The organism is Actinomadura physcomitrii, from assembly GCF_008923205.2.
GTDB classification, from domain to species: domain Bacteria; phylum Actinomycetota; class Actinomycetes; order Streptosporangiales; family Streptosporangiaceae; genus Spirillospora; species Spirillospora physcomitrii.
Genome location: NZ_WBMS02000050.1, coordinates 26,911 through 45,856, shown reverse-complemented (window position 1 = coordinate 45,856; position 18,946 = coordinate 26,911). Strand labels below are relative to the sequence as shown.

The 18,946-nt window shown below is 71.4% G+C and carries 17 protein-coding genes; 8 read left to right on the top strand and 9 right to left on the bottom strand.

The features are described from left to right. Window positions 1-154 precede the first annotated feature (154 nt). Window positions 155-568 carry a nickel-type superoxide dismutase maturation protease gene (sodX, locus tag F8568_RS39785; protein WP_236009947.1) on the top strand — a complete coding sequence of 138 codons (414 nt, stop codon included), beginning with the start codon at window positions 155-157 and terminating at the stop codon, window positions 566-568. A gap of 64 nt (window positions 569-632) precedes the next feature. Here the strand turns inward: sodX and F8568_RS39780 are convergent, their stop codons facing one another. Then, window positions 633-1,823, bottom strand: coding sequence for an NAD(P)-dependent malic enzyme (locus tag F8568_RS39780; RefSeq protein ID WP_151598863.1), 1,191 nt, complete (start codon window positions 1,821-1,823; stop codon window positions 633-635). A 354-nt stretch (window positions 1,824-2,177) separates the two neighbouring features. Between F8568_RS39780 and F8568_RS39775 the strand changes: the two genes are divergently transcribed. The 4 genes from F8568_RS39775 (at window position 2,178) to F8568_RS39760 (ending at window position 6,001) form a co-directional block, all read left to right on the top strand. Further along, the gene (locus F8568_RS39775) at window positions 2,178-3,149 is read left to right on the top strand and encodes an ABC transporter substrate-binding protein (RefSeq protein WP_151598861.1); all 972 of its coding nucleotides are present in this window, start codon (window positions 2,178-2,180) and stop codon (window positions 3,147-3,149) included. 4 nt (window positions 3,150-3,153) lie between these two features. Beyond that, entirely contained in the window at window positions 3,154-4,101 is a 948-nt protein-coding gene (locus tag F8568_RS39770) for an amino acid ABC transporter permease (RefSeq protein ID WP_151598858.1), read from the top strand. Window positions 4,102-4,190: 89 nt separating this feature from the next. After that, entirely contained in the window at window positions 4,191-4,943 is a 753-nt protein-coding gene (locus F8568_RS39765) for an amino acid ABC transporter ATP-binding protein (RefSeq protein WP_151598916.1), read from the top strand. A gap of 89 nt (window positions 4,944-5,032) precedes the next feature. Next, the gene (locus F8568_RS39760) at window positions 5,033-6,001 is read left to right on the top strand and encodes a zinc-binding dehydrogenase (protein ID WP_151598856.1); all 969 of its coding nucleotides are present in this window, start codon (window positions 5,033-5,035) and stop codon (window positions 5,999-6,001) included. Between the two features lie 59 nt (window positions 6,002-6,060). Here the strand turns inward: F8568_RS39760 and F8568_RS39755 are convergent, their stop codons facing one another. The 6 genes from F8568_RS39755 to F8568_RS39730 all read right to left on the bottom strand — a co-directional run bounded on the left by F8568_RS39755 (window position 6,061) and on the right by F8568_RS39730 (window position 13,597). After that, entirely contained in the window at window positions 6,061-6,789 is a 729-nt protein-coding gene (locus tag F8568_RS39755) for a PadR family transcriptional regulator (RefSeq protein ID WP_151598854.1), read from the bottom strand. Between the two features lies 1 nt (window position 6,790). Further along, entirely contained in the window at window positions 6,791-7,615 is an 825-nt protein-coding gene (locus F8568_RS39750) for a DUF4097 family beta strand repeat-containing protein (RefSeq protein WP_151598852.1), read from the bottom strand. Window positions 7,616-7,709: 94 nt separating this feature from the next. Continuing rightward, on the bottom strand, window positions 7,710-7,889 hold the full coding sequence (locus tag F8568_RS39745) for a DUF6104 family protein (RefSeq protein ID WP_151598850.1): 180 nt from the start codon (window positions 7,887-7,889) through the stop codon (window positions 7,710-7,712). An 84-nt stretch (window positions 7,890-7,973) separates the two neighbouring features. Further along, on the bottom strand, window positions 7,974-11,696 hold the full coding sequence (locus F8568_RS39740) for a multifunctional oxoglutarate decarboxylase/oxoglutarate dehydrogenase thiamine pyrophosphate-binding subunit/dihydrolipoyllysine-residue succinyltransferase subunit (protein ID WP_151598848.1): 3,723 nt from the start codon (window positions 11,694-11,696) through the stop codon (window positions 7,974-7,976). A gap of 203 nt (window positions 11,697-11,899) precedes the next feature. Further along, entirely contained in the window at window positions 11,900-12,571 is a 672-nt protein-coding gene (locus F8568_RS39735) for an AIM24 family protein (RefSeq protein WP_151598846.1), read from the bottom strand. 105 nt (window positions 12,572-12,676) lie between these two features. Beyond that, on the bottom strand, window positions 12,677-13,597 hold the full coding sequence (locus tag F8568_RS39730) for a glutathione S-transferase family protein (protein WP_151598844.1): 921 nt from the start codon (window positions 13,595-13,597) through the stop codon (window positions 12,677-12,679). A gap of 236 nt (window positions 13,598-13,833) precedes the next feature. On the opposite strand from F8568_RS39730, the gene F8568_RS39725 reads away from it, so the two are divergent. Beyond that, window positions 13,834-14,493 (top strand): DedA family protein, encoded by a 660-nt coding sequence (locus tag F8568_RS39725; protein ID WP_151598842.1) that lies wholly within the window; start codon window positions 13,834-13,836, stop codon window positions 14,491-14,493. A gap of 18 nt (window positions 14,494-14,511) precedes the next feature. On the opposite strand, the gene F8568_RS39720 is transcribed toward F8568_RS39725, so the two are convergent. After that, entirely contained in the window at window positions 14,512-15,591 is a 1,080-nt protein-coding gene (locus tag F8568_RS39720) for an NAD(P)H-dependent amine dehydrogenase family protein (RefSeq protein WP_151598840.1), read from the bottom strand. A gap of 250 nt (window positions 15,592-15,841) precedes the next feature. On the opposite strand from F8568_RS39720, the gene F8568_RS39715 reads away from it, so the two are divergent. Both F8568_RS39715 and F8568_RS39710 read left to right on the top strand, forming a co-directional pair. Beyond that, window positions 15,842-16,744 (top strand): SDR family oxidoreductase, encoded by a 903-nt coding sequence (locus F8568_RS39715; RefSeq protein ID WP_151598838.1) that lies wholly within the window; start codon window positions 15,842-15,844, stop codon window positions 16,742-16,744. 4 nt (window positions 16,745-16,748) lie between these two features. Further along, window positions 16,749-17,543 (top strand): enoyl-CoA hydratase/isomerase family protein, encoded by a 795-nt coding sequence (locus F8568_RS39710; RefSeq protein ID WP_151598836.1) that lies wholly within the window; start codon window positions 16,749-16,751, stop codon window positions 17,541-17,543. Window positions 17,544-17,832: 289 nt separating this feature from the next. Here the strand turns inward: F8568_RS39710 and F8568_RS39705 are convergent, their stop codons facing one another. Further along, on the bottom strand, window positions 17,833-18,675 hold the full coding sequence (locus F8568_RS39705; RefSeq protein WP_151598834.1) for a hypothetical protein: 843 nt from the start codon (window positions 18,673-18,675) through the stop codon (window positions 17,833-17,835). Between the last annotated feature and the right edge of the window lie 271 nt (window positions 18,676-18,946).

The following is an 18,946-nucleotide window of genomic DNA, read 5'->3' as shown; positions in this document are numbered from 1 at the left end:
CCTGGGCGCGTCCGGCCAGGGCGCTCGGTATTTCGGCCTAGGACCGGGCCGCGCCGCGGCCCGGAACCCCGTCCAGCGGTGTTCATGTACCCGTGGCCGCGCGACTATGCGGCCGCAGCGCGCGAAAGCGCCGTGCACGGAGGCGAGGAGAAGGATGCGGATGCGCCACCCGGTGGCCTGGACGCTCGGCGGGGCGCTGCTGCTTGCGCTGGCCGGGACGCGCGGGCGGCTGCGGACGGTCGCGGTCGAGGGCGACTCGATGCTGCCCGCGCTGGCGCCGGGGGACTGGCTCGTGGTGCTGCCGGGCGCCCGGCCCCGCCCCGGTGACGTCGTCGTCGCGCGGCATCCGGAGCGGGGGGACGTGCTGATCGTGAAGCGGGTGGCGCACCGGTCGGGGAGCGGCTGGTGGCTGGAGTCCGACAACCAGCGCGCCCGCGGCCGCCGCGACAGCTGGGACTTCGGGGCCGTGCCGGACGGCCTCGTCCTCGGCCGCGTCGTGGCCCGGTACTGGCCGTGGCGGCGCGTGTCCGTCCGTCCGGGGGCCGGTCGGGCCGTGGACGGACGGTAGATGCCGTCCGCGCTCCGCGGGTGGGGAGCGCGGGCCGGCGCGAGGCGCGGCGGAGCGGGACGGGTCAGACGCGGTTGACGCCCTCGGCGCGGGCCTGCGCGGCGACCGCGGCGGTGACGGCGGGCGCGACCCGGTCGTCGAACGGGTTGGGGATGACGTAGTCGGCGGTGAGGTCGTCGCCCACGATGCCGGCCAGCGCGTTCGCGGCGGCCAGCTTCATGCCCTCGGTGATGGAGTGCGCGCGGACGTCCAGCGCGCCCCGGAAGATGCCGGGGAAGGCGAGCACGTTGTTGATCTGGTTGGGGTAGTCGCTGCGGCCGGTCGCGACGACCTTGGCGTGCCGGCGCGCGACGTCCGGGTGCACCTCGGGGGTGGGGTTGGACAGGGCGAACACGATGGCGCTGTCGGACATGGTCGCGACGCACGACTCCTGGACGGTGCTGCCGGACAGGCCGATGAACACGTCGGCGCCGCGCAGCGCCTCCTCGGTGGAGCCCTTCAGGTGGGACCGGTTGGTGATCGCGGCGATCCGCTCCTTGACGGGGTTGAGCCCGTCGCGGCCCTCGTAGATGAGGCCCTTGCTGTCGGACAGGGCGATGTCGCCGATGCCGCCCTCGATCAGCATCTTGGAGACGGCGATGCCGGACGCGCCGGCGCCGGCGACGACGGCGCGCAGCTCCGACAGCGGCTTGCCGACGTACCGGGCGGCGTTCTTCAGCGCGGCGAGCGCGACGATCGCGGTGCCGTGCTGGTCGTCGTGGAAGACGGGGATGTCGAGGGCCGCGCGGAGCCGGTCCTCGATCTCGAAGCAGCGGGGGGCGCTGATGTCCTCGAGGTTGATGCCGCCGAAGCTCGGCGCCAGCCGGGTCACCGTGTCGACGATCTCGTCGACGCCGGTGCAGTTCAGCGCGATCGGCACGGAGTCGACGTCGGCGAACTCCTTGAACAGCAGCGACTTGCCCTCCATGACGGGCATGGACGCGGCCGGGCCGATGTCGCCGAGGCCGAGCACGGCGGTGCCGTCGGTGACGACGGCGACGACCTTGGACGTCCAGGTGTAGTCGTAGGCGAGCTCGGGGTTGTCGGCGATGGCCGTGCAGACCCGGGCGACGCCGGGCGTGTAGGCCAGGGACAGATCGTCCTTGTTGCGGACCGGGATGGTCGACCGCATCTCCAGCTTTCCGCCGCGGTGCAGCGGGAACGCCGGATCGTCGTCCAGTGAGTGCGGTTCGGTGGGAATGGGCTCGGCAGCCACAGCGACCCCTGTCAGTGAAAGTTGGCTTTCGGGCGATGCCGCCGCGGTGGTGTGGTCTGGTGGCCGTCACCTGGTGGACATCTCGCGACGTACGGGGGTCACCCGTTGTCCGATTGTGCCACAGGGGGTTCCGCCGATCCGGGGGCGGGGCGGTGGCGGCCGTCACTGATCGTCACGGACGGTCCGGCGGCCATCGCGTAGAGTGCGGGGACCGGAGGTCGTGCCGGGGGCGCCGGGCCGCCTCGTTGTCCGATTGTGTCGCACCCTTTATCCGCATCGAGCCAGGTGTGCGCCAAAATGTGCACTTGACCTCAGGATCCGTGCGGATCCACTGCGACCTCTGGAGGGGGACCTGTGATCACCGGTTCTCTGCGCCGCCGCGCCGTCGCGGCCGGCGCGCTCGTGCTGACAGGCGCCCTCGCCCTGTCGGCGTGCGGCGACGACAACGGCTCCGGTGGCGGCGCCGCCGCGCCGACCAAGTCCGTCGGGGACATCTTCTCCGGCATCACCAAGGACGACGCGCTGAACGCCAAGCTGGCGGCGGACGTGAAGTCGGCCGGCAAGATCACTGTCGGCACCGACCCGTCGTACGCGCCCAACGAGTTCTACGACACCGACAACAAGACGCTGATCGGGATGGACCTCGACCTCGGCAAGGCGCTGGGCAAGAAGCTCGGGGTCGAGTTCGCCTTCCAGAAGGCGGGCTTCGACGCGATCATCCCGGGCATCAAGTCCGGCCAGTACCAGCTCGGCATGTCCTCGTTCACCGACAGCAAGGAGCGGGAGAAGACGGTCGACTTCGTCACCTACTTCACCGCCGGCTCCGCGCTGATGGTGAAGAAGGGCAACCCGCAGGGCCTCAAGCCGGACGACCTGTCGCTGTGCGGCAAGAAGGTCGCGGTCGAGAAGGGCACCGTCCAGAACGACGAGGTGTCGAGCACCATCGACGTGGGCAAGGGCCTCGGCACCCGCACCAAGAAGTGCAAGGACGCGGGCAAGCCCGGCCCGGTCGGCCAGCCGTACCCGGACCAGAACGGCGCGAACCTGGCGCTGAGCAGCGGCCGCGCGGACGCGGTGCTGGCCGACTCGCCCGTCATCGACTACGCCGCGAAGCAGTCCGGCGGGCAGTTCGAGGTGTCCGGCGCGACCTACGACACCGCCCCGTACGGGATCGCGGTCGGCAAGCAGCTCGGCACCACCAAGGACGCGATCCTCGGTGCGCTGAAGGCGCTGCAGGCCGACGGCACGTACAACAAGATCCTCGACAAGTGGGGCATCACCAGCGGGGCCAACACCTCGCCGCAGATCAACGGCGCCACGAGCTGAGCGAATGACTGTCACGGACGAGAAGCCGCGCGCGGGACGGCCCGAGGAGATCCGGGCCGTCCCCGTGCGGCACTGGGGACGCTGGGTCGCCGCCGTGATCATCGCGTACATCGCGGTGTGGGCGATCTACAGCGTCGTCAACAACCCCAACTTCGGCTGGGACGTCATCGGGCAGAACTTCACCATCACCGCGGTGATGACCGGCATCGGCAAGACGCTGGAGCTGACCGCCATCGCGATGGTGATGGGCGTGGTCGGCGGCGTGCTGCTGGCGATCATGCGGCTGTCCCCGAACCCGCTGATCTCCGGGTCCGCCTGGCTGTACATCTGGGCGTTCCGCGGCACCCCCGTGCTGGTGCAGATCCTGCTGTGGGCGTTCATCAAGGCGCTCGTGCCGCAGCTGTCCATCGGCATCCCGTTCGGCCCCACGTTCGCGCACTTCGACGCGAACACGCTGATCACCCCGTTCGTCGCGGGCTGCCTCGGGCTGGGGCTGAACGAGGCGGCGTACATGTCGGAGATCGTGCGGGCCGGCATCCTGTCGGTCGACCAGGGGCAGGCGGAGGCGGCGAGCGCGCTCGGCATGAGCCGCGCCAAGACGATGCGCCGGATCGTGCTGCCGCAGGCGATGCGGGTGATCATCCCGCCGACCGGCAACGAGACGATCTCGATGCTGAAGACGTCGTCGCTGGTGTCGGTGATCGCGGTGCCCGAGCTGCTGTACTCGGTGCAGATCATCTACGGCCGGACGTACCAGACGATCCCGCTGCTGCTGCTGGCCAGCATCTGGTACCTGATCATGACGTCGATCCTCACGGTCGGGCAGTTCTACCTGGAGCGCTACTTCGGGCGCGGCACCGCGCAGCGGCAGACGATGCTGGAGCGGCTGTGGAGCAACCTGCGCGCCCGGCGGACCGTCCGGCGGACGGCCGTCGAGGGGAGGGAACCGTGAGCGGAGTCGGGCTGGACAAGCCGGGCGCGGAGCCCGCGGACGGCGACGGCGCGCCCGGCGGTGCGCCCGATGGTGCGCCGGGGCAGCCGATGGTCAGGTCCGAGGGCGTGTGCAAGTCCTTCGGCCGGCTGGACGTCCTCAAGGGCATCGACTTGGAGGTCATGCCGGGCGAGGTGATGTGCGTCATCGGGCCGTCCGGGTCCGGCAAGTCGACGTTCCTGCGCTGCATCAACCACCTGGAGAAGATCAACGCCGGGCGGCTGTGGGTGAACGGGCACCTGGTCGGCTACCGGGAGCGCGGCGGCAAGCTGCACGAGCTGCGCGAGAGCGAGGTCGCCGCGCAGCGCCGCGACATCGGCATGGTGTTCCAGCGCTTCAACCTGTTCCCGCACATGACGGCGCTGGAGAACGTCATGGAGGCGCCGGTGCAGGTCCGGCGGATCCCGCGGGCGAAGGCGCGGGAGGCGGCCGGCGCCTTGCTGGAGCGGGTCGGGCTCGGCGACAAGGCGCGCAGCTACCCCTCCCAGCTGTCCGGCGGGCAGCAGCAGCGCGTCGCGATCGCGCGGGCGCTGGCGATGGAGCCGGCGCTGATGCTGTTCGACGAGCCGACGTCGGCGCTCGACCCGGAGCTGGTCGGCGAGGTGCTGGAGGTCATGAAGCAGCTCGCGGTGGACGGCATGACGATGATCGTCGTCACCCACGAGATGGGTTTCGCCCGCGAGGTCGGCGACTCGCTCGTCTTCATGGACGGTGGCGTCGTCGTGGAGAAGGGCAGGCCCCGCGAGGTGCTCGCGAACCCGCAGCACCAGCGCACGCAGGACTTCCTGTCCAAGGTGCTCTGAGGCCCGTCACGGGCCGGTCGGCCGGCGGCCCGTCCCCGTGACCGGGGGCGGGCCGCCGGGCGTCGCGGGCGGGCGGTTAGTGTGCGTCCATGTTCGCTGCCACGGCCACACAGATCGACGCAGACCATCCGCTGAACGGGCTGACGCTGGGGGAGCGGCCCGATCCCGAGGTGCCGGACGGCTGGACGACCGTCACGGTGAAGGCCGCCGCGCTGAACCACCACGACCTGTGGTCGCTGCGCGGCGTCGGGCTCCCCGCCGACCGGCTCCCGATGATCCTCGGCTGCGACGCCGCGGGCGTCGACGAGGACGGCAACGAGGTCATCGTCCACTCGGTGATCGGCGACCCGGACCGGGGCGGCGGCGACGAGACCCTCGACCCGAAGCGGTCGCTGCTGTCCGAGCACTACCAGGGGACGCTGGCCGAGAAGGTCGCGGTGCCGCGCCGCAACCTCGTCCGCAAGCCGGCTGAGCTGTCGTTCGAGGAGGCCGCGTGCCTGCCGACGGCGTGGCTGACCGCCTACCGGATGCTGTTCGACAAGGCGGGCGTGGAGCCCGGCGCGACGGTGCTGGTGCAGGGCGCGGGCGGCGGCGTCGCGACCGCCGCGATCGCGCTGGCGTCCGCGGCGGGCCTGCGGGTGTTCGCGACGAGCCGCAGCGAGGCCAAGCGCAAGCGGGCCCTGGAGCTCGGCGCGGACGTCGCCGTCGAGTCCGGCGCGCGGCTGCCGCAGCGGGTCGACGCGGTCATCGAGACGGTCGGCGAGGCGACCTGGTCGCACTCGCTGAAGTCGCTGCGGCCCGGCGGCCGGATCGTGGTGTCCGGCGCCACCAGCGGCCAGGTGCCGCCCGCCGAGCTGAACCGGGTGTTCTTCCTGCAGCTGCAGGTCGTCGGGTCCACGATGGGGACCCGGGAGCAGCTGGAGCGGCTCGCGCGGTTCCTGGTCAAGACCGGCACCCGCCCGCTGATCGACCGGACGCTGCCGCTGGCGCGGGCCCGCGACGGCTTCGCCGCCATGGCCGAAGGCGACCTCTTCGGCAAGATCGTCTTCACCCCGTAGCCGTTGACTTGTGGCGTGTCGTGGTTATGGCGGTGCCGATGACCACGACACGCCACAACTCAACGAGGTCGGTCGCGGTTGAGGATCTCGGTGTTCAGGCGGTTGCGGGTTTCCTCTAGGAGGGTCTGGACGGCGGCTAGGTCTTCGTCGTCCAGGTGGGAGCGCTTGGCGGCCTTGCGGACGTCCTCGACGAACCGGCGCAGCAGCCGCTCCAGCTTCAGCCGGGCGATGTCCTCGCGGGTGCCGGTGGCGGTCTTCCAGGCGTCCTCCCAGTTCTGCCGCCACTCCTCCTTCCACGCCTGCTTCTGCTCGCGCCAGAAGTCCTTCTGCCGCCGCCACTCGTCCTTCTGCCGGTCGGTGGTCTCCTTCCACGCCTCCTTGGACGTGGCCTTGCCCTGGTCCCGCATCGTCCGCGCGGCCTGCGTCAGCTCCTCGCGCAGCGACCGGACGGTCTGCCGGACGTCCTGCTGCACGCCGCGCGCGAACTCCTGCGCGGACGCGGTGATCTCCTCCTCCAGCTCCGCCAGCTCGTCCATCCGGCGCTCCAGCTCCTCGCGGCCCTTGTCGGTCAGCGAGTACACCTTCTTGCCCTTGACCACCTCGTGGGTGACCAGGCCCTCGGCCTCCAGCCGGGCCAGCCGCGGATAGATCGTTCCGGGGGAGGGCGAGTACACCCCGAGGAACCGGTCCTGCAGGATCCGGATCACCTCGTAGCCGTGCCGCGGGCTCTCCTCCAGCAGCTTCAGCAGGTACAGGCGGAGCCGGCCGTGGCCGAAAACGGGGCTCAACTCACTTCTCCATTCGCGGGGTGCTGATCTCCGGGGCGTCGCCGTCGCGGCCGAGGAGGGTGATCGAGCCGGACACCGAGTTGACCGACAGCCGGCCCGACCCGTCGCCGATCTTGCCGGAGACGGTGGTGGCGACGGCCCGGTCGGCCCGGCCGAGCTCGGGGAAGGACGTCTCGATCCGGCCGGCCGCCGCGTTCAGCGTGACCCGCGCCCCGGCGGACTCGGGGATCCGCAGCGCGACCTCGCCGGAGACCGTGTTGACGTCGATCCGGCCGTCGCCGACCAGGTCGACGTCGGCGGCGATGCGGCCGCTGACGGTGCGGGCGGTGAGCTGCTCGACCGCGCCGCCGGCCAGCGCCAGGTCGCCGGAGACGGAGGTGAACGACACGGTCCCGTCCAGGCCCTGCGCCTCGATGTCGCCGGACACCGTGTTGGCGTCGACCGCGCCGGTCACCCCGTCGAGGGTGATGCCGCCGGACGCGCACTTGATGGACGTGCGGGCGGTCAGCCCGGTGATCACCGCGTCGGCGGACACCAGGTTGACGGTGACGGGGCAGTCGTGCGGGACGGTCACCGTGATCGCGGCGCGGGCGTTGCGGGTGCGCAGCCAGCTCAGCACGCCCTCCCAGAGCCGCTCGTGGGTGATGGTGAGCAGGCCGGCCTCGTGCGCGATCATCAGCGGCGGGCCCTCGACCTCGCTGATCATGATGGACGGGCGCTCGTCCGAGGCGAGCACGGAGACGGTCCCGGCGATCAGCGTCGTGCGCAGCGTGACCACGCCGTCGAAGTCCAGCGTGGTCGGTTCGTCGATCGTCCAGCGCGACATCGCCTCAGGCCCTTCGTCCGAGCGTCCCTTCCGGTAACACGATATGTCGCGTCAACGAAAAGTCAAGATGTATCGCGAATCCCGGTGCGTGGCGTCAGTCGTCGTCCTCGTCGTCGAGGCGGGCGAGCCAGGTCGCGAGGCGGTCCACCGGCGTCTCGAACTCGGGGTTCAGGTCGACGAACTCGCGGAGCCGCTCCGCCAGCCAGGTCAGGCTGACCTCCTCGCCGCCGCGGCGCTCGGTGAGCTCCTCGATGCCCCGATCAGTGAAGTACATGTGAATCTATTCCTCTTACCCCTGTAACGCAGCCGCTCCGCGTCCCGCCTCGGCGGCGGGACGCGGAGCGGCACGGCCTGCCCGTCAGAACAGCCTGGACAGCAGCGCCTCCTGCTCGGCCTGGTGCAGCTTCGCCGACCCCACCGCGGGCGACGACGACGCCGGGCGCGACACCCGCGACATCGTCAGCCCCTCGATGTGGTGCGGCAGCTTCAGCGCCATGAACGGCCACGCGCCCATGTTCGCCGGCTCGTCCTGCACGAACACCACCTCGGCGTCCGCCGGGTACTTCGCCAGCTCCGCCTTGATCTCGTCGACCGGCGGCGGGTACAGCCGCTCGATCCGCACGATCGCCGTGTCGTTCGCGCCCGCCGCGTCGCGGGCCTTCGCCACGTCGTAGTAGATCTTGCCGGTGGTGAGCAGCACCCGCTTCACGCCCGCCGGGTCCACCGCCGGGCTGCTCTCCGGGATGACCGGCTGGAACGCGCCGTCGGTGATCCGCTCGACCGGCGACGTCGCCGCCTTCAGCCGCAGCAGCGACTTCGGCGTGAACACCACCAGCGGCTTGCCCCGGCCGGACAGCACCTGCCAGCGCAGCAGGTGGAAGTAGTTCGCCGGCGTCGTCGGGTAGGCGACGGTCATGTTGTCCTGCGCGCACAGCTGCAGGTACCGCTCGATCCGCGCGGACGAGTGGTCGGGGCCCTGCCCCTCGTAGCCGTGCGGCAGCAGCAGCACCAGGCTGGAGCGCTGGCCCCACTTCTGCTCGCCGGACGAGATGTACTCGTCCACCACCGACTGGGCGCCGTTGGCGAAGTCGCCGAACTGCGCCTCCCACGCGACCAGCGCGTCCGGGCGGGTCATCGAGTAGCCGTACTCGAAGCCCATCGCCGCGTACTCGCTGAGCAGCGAGTCGTGCACGTAGAACTTCGACACGCCCTGCCCGAACTGCTTGAGCGGGGTGTACTCCTCGCCGGTCTTGCGGTCGACGAGCACCGCGTGCCGCTGCCCGAACGTGCCGCGCCGGGTGTCCTGCCCGACGAGCCGGACCGGGTGGCCGTCCATCAGCAGCGAGCCCATCGCCAGCAGCTCGCCGGTCGCCCAGTCGATCGCGTCGTCCTCGATCATCTGCGCGCGGCGCTGCAGGATCGGCTGCAGCCGCGGGTGCGGGGTGAACCCCTCCGGCAGGCTGACCTGCGTCTCGATGATCCGCTTGACGGTCTCCTGCGGGATCGCGGTGCCGGCCTTGCCGTGGTCGATCGGGATGCGCTCCTCGACGTCCGGCTTGACGACCGAGCCCGGCTCCAGCGGCTTCTTCACGGCCTCGCGGGTCTCGGTGAACGCCCGCTCCAGCTGCTCCTGGTAGTCGCGCAGCGCCTGCTCGGCCTCCTCGACGGTGATGTCGCCGCGGCCGATCAGCGCCTCGGTGTACAGCTTGCGCACCGAGCGCTTGGCGTCGATCAGGTCGTACATCAGCGGCTGGGTGAACGAAGGGTTCTCGCCCTCGTTGTGCCCCCGGCGCCGGTAGCAGACCATGTCGATGACGACGTCCTTCTTGAACGTCTGCCGGTACTCGAACGCCAGCCGCGCCACCCGCGCGCACGCCTCCGGGTCGTCGCCGTTGACGTGGAAGATCGGCGCCTGGATCATCCGGGCCACGTCCGTGGCGTACACGCTGGACCGCGAGTACTCCGGCGCGGTGGTGAACCCGACCTGGTTGTTGATGATCACGTGCACGGTGCCGCCGGTGCGGTAGCCGCGCAGCTGCGACAGGTTCAGCGTCTCGGCCACCACGCCCTGCCCGGCGAACGCGGCGTCGCCGTGGATCAGGATCGGCAGCACCGTGAACCCGGCCTCGCCGACGTCGAGGAGGTCCTGCTTGGCGCGGACGACGCCCTCCAGCACCGGGTCGACCGTCTCCAGGTGGGACGGGTTCGCGACCAGCTCGGTGTGGATCTTCGAGCCGTCGTCGGCGACGAAGTCGCCGGACGCGCCGAGGTGGTACTTCACGTCGCCGGAGCCCTGCGCGCTGCGCGGGTCGAGGTTGCCCTCGAACTCGCCGAAGATCTGCCCGTAGGACTTGCCGACGATGTTGGCGAGCACGTTCAGCCGGCCGCGGTGCGCCATCCCGATGACGACCTCGTCCAGGCTGGCCTTCGCCGCCGCGGAGATCACCGAGTCCAGCAGCGGGATGACGGACTCGCCGCCCTCCAGCGAGAACCGCTTCTGCCCGACGAACTTGGTCTGCAGGAACGTCTCGAACGCCTCGGCGCTGTTCAGCCGGCGCAGGACGTGCAGCTGCTCCTCGCGGGACGGCTTGTCGTGCGGGACCTCGACGCGCGCCTGGATCCAGGCGCGCTCCTCTGGGTCCTGGATGTGCATGTACTCGATGCCGACCGTCCGGCAGTACGCCATCCGCAGCACGCCGAGGATGTCGCGCAGCTTCATGGTCGGCTTGCCGCCGAACCCGCCGGTCGCGAACTCGCGCTCCAGGTCCCACAGGGTGAGGCCGTGCTTGAGGATGTCGAGGTCGGGGTGGCGGCGCTGCTTGTACTCCAGCGGGTCGGTGTCGGCCATCAGGTGGCCGCGGACCCGGTAGGCGTGGATCAGCTCGTGCACCCGGGCGATCTTGGCGACGTCGTCCTCGTGCCCGGCGGAGATGTCCTTGACCCAGCGCACCGGCTCGTACGGGATGCGCAGCGCCTCGAAGATCTCGTCGTAGAAGCCGTCCTCGCCGAGCAGCAGCTCGTGGATGCGGCGCAGGAAGTCGCCGGACTGCGCGCCCTGGATGATCCGGTGGTCGTAGGTGGAGGTCAGCGTCATCACCTTGCTGATCCCCATCCGGGCGAGGGTGTCGGTGGACGCCCCCGCGAACTCGGCCGGGTACTCCATGGCGCCGACGCCGATGATCGTGCCCTGGCCGGGCATCAGCCGCGGCACCGAGTGGACCGTGCCGATCGTGCCCGGGTTCGTCAGGCTGATCGTGGTGCCCTGGAAGTCCTCCAGGGTCAGCTTGTTGCCGCGCGCCTTGCGGACGATCTCCTCGTAGGCGGCCCAGAACTGGCGGAAGTCCAGCGTCTCGGCGGCCTTGATGCTCGGCACGACCAGCTGCCGGGAGCCGTCCGGCTTCTGCAGGTCGATCGCCAGGCCGAAGTTGACGTGCTCCGGCCTGATCAGCACCGGCTTGCCGTCCACCTCGGTGAACGCGGCGTTCATCTCCGGCATCGCCGCGAGCGCCTTGACGATCGCGTAGCCGATCAGGTGCGTGAAGGAGACCTTCCCGCCGCGGCCGCGCTTGAGGTGGTTGTTGATGACGATGCGGTTGTCGATCAGCAGCTTGGCCGGCACGGCGCGCACGCTCGTCGCGGTCGGCACCGCGAGGCTGGCCTCCATGTTGGTGGCCGTCCGGGCGGCGACGCCGCGCAGCCGGACCTCCTCGGCGCCCGCCGGGACCGGCGGCGGCGCCGGCTTGTCGGTCTTGGGCGCCGGCCCGCCGGCCTTGCCGGCCGGCTTGGCGGGGGCCTTCGGCGGCGACACCGGGGCCTGCGGTGTCGGCGGAGCGGCCGCGGTGCCGTTGGCGGCCGCGCCGGCCGCCGTTCCGGTGCTCGGCTGGGGTGCGCCGGGGGACGCGGGGGTCACGGACGCCGGCCGGGTGTCCGGCTGGTAGTCCGCGAAGAAGTTCCACCAGGCTTCGTCAACCGAGTTCGGGTCTTCGAGGTACTTCTGGTACAGCTCGTCGACCAGCCACTCGTTGGCACCGAAATCTGTGTTCCTTGGGTCGGCACTAGTTTGCGACGACTCTGTCGACACGGCGGAGATCGCCCTCTTCCGCTGCTCGCAGGTGAGATAAGAGACCTATCAAGGCTACTCGCACTTGACCTCTTCCCATGCCAGCGCGTTGCGATCGCCCTCCATTCCCCCGCGGCCACAGGGATCTTGCCGAAGCCGAGGCCGCGCCTCCGACAAGATCCGCCACCCCGAAGCGTGACCGACGTCACCAGCCGCGCCTCGGCTCAGTGCGTGTGCGGGGGAACGGTGGGGCCTTCGCTGGCCTGGACGAGGACGAAGCCCTGGCCCTGGTAGGCGAGCTGCATGGCTTCGCCGCTGCCGCGGCCGATGAGCGCGGCGGCCTTGAAGGTGCGGTTGACGCCGACCTGGAGGCTGGTGCTCCACGCCACCGCGGACTGGCCGTCGGCGAACGTGGGGGCGCGGCCGCAGTCGAGCATGACGGGGGTGCCGTGCGTGGTGAGCGCCACCCAGCCGGTGCCCTGCAGGGTGGTGTTGAACAGGCCGCCCGCGGCGATGCCGGCGCCCTGGACGCGCTGGATGTCGGACTGCAGGTGCGAGTCGTAGGCGAGGATGTTGGCGCCGTTGACGGTCAGGCCCTCGTTCTCCAGGTAGAACAGGTGGATGTCGGCGGCGTCGTGCGCGACGAACAGCAGGCCCTGCCCGCGGACGCGCATCAGCGGGACGCCCTCGCCGGTGACGGCCTTCTTGATGAACTTGCCGATGCCTCCGGCGCCCTCGTAGTCGAACTCCATCTGGCCCTGGAAGGCGACCATGGAGCCCTGCCGGGCCAGGACGTCCCCGTTGAGGTGGACGCGGAGCATCTTGGAGTTCTGGAGGGCGAAGTGGCCGGGGAGCTGCTGCCCCTGGTCCATGTTTCCGAAGAACTGGCTGCGCATTGTCGGAGGTACTGCCTCTCACATCGAGATCGTTCCGGAGATCCGCCAGCATAACGACGGGTGTGACCGGTACGACGTGGAGTGAGCGGCGTTCGGTTCCCGGTGTCAGGCTCCGCTGTCCGCGCCGCGGCCGTGCGGGGCCGTCCAGTCGATGAGCGGGCCCTTCGGGACGACTCCGGACGGGTTGATGTTGCGCTGCGTGACGTAGTAGTGCCGTTTGATGTGGTCGAAGTTCGTCGTCTCGCCGAACGCCGGGACGGAGTAGAGGTCGCGGGCGTACGCCCAGAGGTTCGGGTAGTCGACGAGGCGGCGCAGGTTGCACTTGAAGTGCGAGTAGTAGACGGCGTCGAAGCGGGCGAGCGTCGGGTAGAGGCGGACGTCGGCCTCGGTGATGCGGTCGCCGAGCAGGTAGCGGCGGCCGGCGAGCCGCTCCTCCAGCCGGTCGAAGGTGGCGAAGAGCGCGTCGAACGCCTCTTCGTAGGCGTCCTGCGCGGTGGCGAAGCCGGCCTTGTAGACGCCGTTGTTGACGGTGTGGTAGACGAGGTCGTCCAGCTCGTCGATCTCCGGGCGCAGCGCCTCGGGGTACAGGTCGGGGGCACCGTCGCGGTGCAGCGCGGTGAACTCGGTCTCCAGCATCGTGGTGATGGTGGGGAAGTCGTTGGTGACCAGGCGTCCCGTCACGGTGTCCCAGATGCACGGGACGGTGTAGCGGCCCTCGAAGGACGGGTCGCTCGCCAGGTACAGCTCGGACAGGAACACGGCGCCGGTGACCGGGTCGCGGTCGGGGAACCGCCAGCCGCGCTCGTCCCGGATCGGGTCGACGACGGCGACGGGCAGCGCGTCCTCCAGGCCGAGCAGCCGCCGGACGATCAGCGAGCGGTGCGCCCACGGGCAGGCGTAGGAGACGAACAGCCGGTACCGGCCGGCCTCCGCCGGGTACCCGCTCGAGCCGTCGGCGGTGATCCGGTCCGTGAACCGGTTCTGCTGCCGGACGAAGCGGCCCCGCTCGACTTCCTGTGCGGTCATGTCCGGTTCCTTCCGAAAGTCACCCGGTGCGGGCCCGCCCCTGGGAGGAGACGGCCGCCGGTCCGCACGCCGTTTCGGCCAGTGGCAAGTCGTCCTTCCGGGGGATCCTGGACCACCGGCCCCGCGCATACGATTACCGTCGGCGGCCCGCGCTAAACGGGCACGCACGATCGCATGGCACGCAGCAGGGGCCGGCAGCCGGAGGCGGCCCCGGACGGACGAGATGGCGGGGGACCATGCTCGAGACTTTCAACACCCTGGTGGACGGCCTGCCGCCCGGCCTGGTCTACGGGCTGATCGCCGCGCTGGTGTTCGCGGAGGCGGCGCTGTTCGTCGGGTTCGTGTTCCCCGGCGAGACGGCCGTGGTGGTCGGCGGTGTGCTGGCCAGCCAGGACACCCTCTCGCTGCCGCTGCTGCTGGTCATCGGGGTCGTCGCGGCGGTCGCCGGCGACTCGGTCGGCTACGAGATCGGCAAGAGGTACGGGCCGCGGCTGCTGGACATCCGGGCGGTGGCCAAGCACCGCGCGAAGGTGGAGGGCGCGCAGGACCTCATCCGGCGGCGCGGCGCCATCGCGGTGTTCATCGGCCGGTTCACCGCGCTGCTGCGGGCGCTGATGCCCGCGCTGGCGGGCGGCTCCCGGCTGCCGTATCCGAAGTTCCTGCTGTTCAACTTCCTCGGCGGCCTGACCTGGGTGGTGACGTTCACGCTCGGCGGCTACTTCGCCGGCGAGGCGTTCGACCGGGCCGCGCAGTGGGCCGGTCGCGGGCTCGCGATCGGGCTCGCGGTGATCGCGGTCGTCGCGATCGTGGTGTGGAGCGTCCGCAAGCACCGCCGGGAGGCCGAGGAGGAGGCCGAGGCCGAGGGGGAGTCCCGCGTGGAGCAGACGCTCCCTTGACCGCGCGGGGGCGGCGTGTCACAAGCCGCCGGGGGCGGTGGCGTCCATCCGCCCGGTGACCGGCGGTAAGTCCAGGTAGGTGCGGATGCCGGGCTCGGCGGCGCACACGACGGGGATCGAGTTCAGCGCGTGCACCGCGGCGGCGGTGACCTCGTCGGACACCCACTCGTCGTCGGTGGTGAACGTGATCGACGGGCGGCCGTGCACCCGCACCGAGTGCCCGGGGTCGCCCCAGTCGGGGATCCGCGCGGCGTCCGCCTTGTGGATCACCTCGACGCTGATCACCGGCCGCCCGCCGGCCAGCCCGCTGAACGTCCAGCGCGCCGCGGCGACGGTGCCGCGCGGGATCCGGCCGGCGGTGATCTCCAGGTCGGTGCCGGCGAGCCGGTAGTCGACGTCCACGTCGATCTCGTCGAGGTCCACGCCGAGCCCGGCGGCGACGAGGTGCAGGCTCTCGGTGTACAGCAGACGCATCGCGGTGCGCTTGGGGCGCAGCGCGCGCAGGAACTTCTCCTCGTCGCGGCCGAACCCGACCATGTGGTGCACCATCCGCCAGGACGGGTGCCGCGAGAAGTCGGAGCACTCGCGCGAGTAGACGTGGGTGATCCGGCGCGACAGCCGGGACAGCACCAGCGGCATCACGTCCGCCATGAACCCGGTGTTGAAGCCGGTGCCGTGCACCGACGAGCCGCCCTGCTTGCAGGCCCGCTCCAGCTCCTCCACCAGGGACGGCCCGTGCGCCTGCGGATAGACCAGGCCGTTCGTCGCGATCACGTTCTTGCCGGACGCGAGCAGCGCGCAGACGGTGTCGAGGTCGGTGAGCGGGTCGCCGGTGCGCCCGGGGGCGTAGACGACGCAGTCGGCGTCGAGGTCGAGGATGGCGTCGAGGTCGCGGGTGGCGGTGACGCCGGTGGCGGCGCGGCCGCTGAGCAGGCCCGCGTCGGCGCCGTCCTTGGCGGGGGAGTGCACCCAGACGCCGGCGAGCTCCAGGCCGGGGCGGTCGAGGACGCCGCGGATCACGGCGCGGCCGAGCGTGCCGGTCGCCCACTGCACGACGCGGTACGGGCGGGGGGCGCTGGACGCGTCGGCAGGGCTCATCGAGACGGGACCTCCGATGTCGAGGCGGCACCTGTGCGGACCGGGCCGGGTGGGTGAGGACACTACGCCGCACGCCCCGGAAAATGCGGCATTTGCCGCAAGTTTCACTGAAGTCCCACGGAGCACGCTGCTCCCCGCGGGGAGAGATCGGAGGGGGCCGAGGCCGAGCGGGATTCGGTTTAGTGGTACCACTGGGTAACCCCCGGATGATTACCTGGGGGCGTAGTCGGTGCGATGTGAGGAGACAGAGATGTCGGAACTGCGCTACGACGGCCGTGTCGCGGTCGTGACCGGGGCGGGCCACGGCCTCGGCCGCCGGCACGCGCTGGAGCTCGCCGCGCGCGGTGCGAAGGTCGTCGTCAACGACCTCGGCGGCGACCGCTCCGGTGTCGGCGCCTCCGCCGGCCCCGCCCAGGAGGTCGTGGACGAGATCAAGAAGAACGGCGGCGAGGCCGTCGCCAACCCCGACAACGTCGCGACCCCCGAGGGCGCCAAGGCGATCGTGCAGACCGCGCTCGACGCGTTCGGCAAGGTCGACATCGTCATCAACAACGCGGGCATCCTGCGCGACAAGTCGTTCAAGAACATGACCGTCGAGGAGTTCGACGCGGTCATCGCCGTGCACCTGCGCGGCTCGTTCCTGGTCTCCAGCGCCGCCTGGCCGCACCTGCGCGACAACGCCTACGGCCGCATCGTCAACACCTCGTCGCCGGCCGGCCTGTTCGGCAACTTCGGCCAGGCCAACTACGCCACCGCGAAGATGGGCCTGGTCGGGTTCACCAAGACCCTCGCCCACGAGGGCGCCAAGTACAACATCAAGGCCAACGCCATCGCGCCGGTCGCCTGGACCCGGATGACCGAGGACCTGCTGCCCGCCGACTTCGCCGACAAGCTCGGCGTCGACCAGGTCACCCCCCTGGTCGCCTTCCTCGTGCACGAGTCCAACGAGGACTCCGGCGAGGTCTACACCGTCGGCGGCGGCCGGATCGCCAAGATCTTCGTGGCGGAGGGCCCCGGCTACGGGCAGAAGGAGACCCTGTCCGTCGAGGCCGTCCGCGACAACTGGGCCGCGATCAACGCGAGCGAGCCGCTCGCGGTGTTCAAGAACCCGATGGAGCAGATGGGCCCGCTCATCCAGCAGCTGACCTCCTGAGCCGTTGGACGGGATCAGGCTCGACCGGCGGGACGGGGTGCTCACCATCGCCCTGTCCCGCCCGGAGCGGCTGAACGCCGTCGACGGCGCGCTGACCGAGCGGATGCTCGACGTCCTCAACGAGCTGCAACGCGACCCGTCCACCCGGGTCGTCGTGCTCACCGGGGACGGCCGCGGCTTCTGCTCGGGCATGGACATCCAGGGCGACCCGGGCCAGAAGACCGACGAGGGCCGCGCCCAGCGGCTGTACCGCGGCATCGCCCGCGGCGGCGAGGTCACCGCGCGGCTGCGGGAGATCCCGCAGCCGGTGATCGCGGCGCTGCACGGCCCGGTCGCGGGCATGGGCGTCTCCTGGGCGCTGGCCTGCGACCTGCGGGTCGCGGACCCGACCACCCGGTTCGTCGTCCCGTTCGTGAACCTCGGCCTGTCGGCCGGGGACTGCGGGCTGTCCTGGCTGCTGCCGCGCCTCGTCGGCCCGGCGAAGGCCGCGGAGATCTGCTACCGGGCGCAGCGCCTCGACGCGGCCCGCGCCGAGGCCCTCGGGCTCGTCAACGAGGTGTGCGCGGAGGGCGGCGACCTCGACGCCGCGCAGGCGCTCGCCGACGAGCTGCTGGCCGCGTCCCCGTACGGGCTGAGCCGGACGAAGGAACTGCTGAACATGTCCCTGGACGTCCCCGGCCTGCGCCGGCAGATCGCCGCGGAGACCGGCGTCCAGGCCCTGGCGTTCTTCACCGAGGACCTGGCCGAGGGCATGACCGCGACGATGCAGAAACGCCCACCGCACTTCAAGAACCGCTGACCGCCGACCGATTCCCGGCCGGGCGCAAACCGCCCGGCCGGGACGGCCCGTCTGAGACCGCGCCCAACCGAAATCGGCCGGGATCGCCCGTCCAGGGGCGCGCACCGCCCAGCCCCCGCCCCAGCCCCGCGCCCGACCGGAACCGTCGCGATCGCGTGCGAAGCCGGATTCGAGCGAAGCAAGAATCCGATCGCGCAGCGAGCCCCCAGGGCGAGTCGGAGCGATGCTGCGATCGCACACATTGCCCGCCGGAGGAAGGCCGTCTAACGGCCTGACGCCAAGGGCAATGTCATTGGGACAGCGCCAGCGACAGGGCCTCGACGTAGCGGAGGGCGGCGAGGCGCGCCAGGGCCGGGTGGGCGCCGAGCGGGCCCGCGTGCGCCGCGCCGACGGCGGCGGCCGCGGCGGGGACCAGGCGGCTCTCCGGCTCGGGGCCGATGAGGTGCGGCGCGACGGCGACGGACGCGGCGCCGGCGGCGCGCAGCTGCTCTCCGGCGGCCCGCATGCCGGCCTCGTCGGCGAGCGAGGCGGTGAAGACGGGCGCGGCGAGCCGGGAGGCGAGCAGCACGCTGGTGACCTCGGCCTGCCGGACGGCGGTCGCGTCGCCGGGGGTGGCGACGATGACGCCGGTCGCGGCGGTCACCATCGTCATCATCCGGATGCGGTCGGCGCGGGCGAGGCCCGCGTCGGCGAGCCGGTCGTGCAGCGCCTCGGCGATGAGCGGGTGGGGGCCGAGCGGCTCGGCGGCGACGGTGCGCACCGGGGCGGAGGCGACGGCGGCGCGGACGGCGGCGTCCAGGGCCGGGTCGGGCCCGGTGGACATCGGCACCACGACGGCCGCGAGCTCGTCCTGCGGGCGGCCGAGGGCGGCCAGCAGGGCGTGCAGGCCGCCGTCCGCGCCGTCCAGGTGCGCGACGTGGGCGGGCTGTCCGGTGTGCTCGATCTCCACGAGCCGGGCGAGCTCGGCGGCGATCTCGGTGCCGCCCTGCCGGGCGGGGCCGGGCACGGCCAGGACGAGCGCGGGGGATCCGGGGGGAAGCAGGAAGGACTCGTCGCCGCGATGTCGGCCGCCGCGGGGGGCGCGGCGGCGTCGCGACGGGAGTGCCTCGGATGCCTGGCTTTCGGGACTCACGGCGGGAATGGTAACGCTCCCGGGCGCGGGGAGCGGGCTTCCGCTCCGGCCGGGCGGGCCGGCCGCGCCGTGGCTGCCTGTACTGATCGTCGGTCTCCCTCCCGTGCCGGGCCGCGATCGGCGGGCGAAACAGCAGAGTATGGCCCATCGCCGCCCGGCAACAGGGGGAAATGAAGCAAATGTCCTGAATGTCGATAACGGATCCGGTTCCGAATACGGACGAAAGGTGGTGAAGGGGTTGCGGAAGCGTCGCAGGCCGCCTCTATGATCG